The sequence below is a fragment of the Alkalibacterium sp. 20 genome (assembly GCF_001885615.1).
Taxonomy (GTDB): domain Bacteria; phylum Bacillota; class Bacilli; order Lactobacillales; family Carnobacteriaceae_A; genus Alkalibacterium.
Genome location: NZ_LSRN01000007.1, coordinates 1 through 389, shown reverse-complemented (window position 1 = coordinate 389; position 389 = coordinate 1). Strand labels below are relative to the sequence as shown.

The window sequence follows — 389 nt, the reverse complement described above, 5'->3', positions numbered from 1 at the left end:
GTTTCACCTGAGCATGCCGAAGTTTGACCTTCTTAGCATCACTCACTGGGAGTTTCACCTGAGCATGCCGAAGTTTGACCTTCTTAGCATCACTCGCTGGGAGTTTCACCTGAGCATGCCGAAGTTTAGCCTTCTTAGCATCACTCGCTGGGAGTTTCGCCTGAGCATGCCGAAGTTTGACCTTCTTAGCATCACTCGTTGGGAGTTTCCTCCTGAGCATGCCGAAGTTTGACCTTCTTAGCATCACTCGCTGGGAGTTTCGCCTGAGCATGCCGAAGTTTGACCTTCTTAGCATCACTCACTGGGAGTTTCACCTGAGCATGCCGAAGTTTGACCTTCTTAGCATCACTCGCTTGGGTTTCCACTTTTAGCATGCCTAACCCTTATTA

At 49.6% G+C, this 389-nt stretch carries 1 protein-coding gene; it reads left to right on the top strand.

The window, feature by feature from the left end; translation table 11 throughout:
• A partial coding sequence (locus AX762_RS12920; protein WP_218162448.1) for a hypothetical protein occupies positions 1-232 on the top strand: 232 nt, incomplete at its 5' end.
• Between the last annotated feature and the right edge of the window lie 157 nt (positions 233-389).